At 57.5% G+C, this 240-nt stretch carries 1 protein-coding gene; it reads right to left on the bottom strand.

The features are described from left to right. On the bottom strand, window positions 1–240 hold a 240-nt coding region (locus KVT28_RS26555), incomplete at both ends, for a hypothetical protein (protein ID WP_217551290.1).

Below are 240 nucleotides of genomic sequence, written 5' to 3'. Positions count from 1 at the left end.
AGCTGTTTACCGTCAAATGCCACGGTAGGATGCGGCTGGAACACCTGCTCGAATGTCGCCACCATGCCCACCACGATCACCGCAGACACCACATAAGAGACTTTTGCCAGGGAGCTTTTGCCTTCGCTTTTAGGCAGGGCTGGCCAGGTGAGGAATGCAAACAGCATCAAGCCGGCCGGCACCAGCAAGCGCGAGAGCAGCGGCCAGAAATGGAGGCCTGCATCAAACAGGGTCCAAATC

Origin of the sequence: Pantoea sp. GbtcB22 (genome assembly GCF_019091025.1) — a bacterium.
In the GTDB taxonomy this organism is placed as follows: Bacteria; Pseudomonadota; Gammaproteobacteria; order Enterobacterales; family Enterobacteriaceae; genus Pantoea; species Pantoea leporis.
This window is presented reverse-complemented; position numbering and strand designations above follow the sequence as displayed.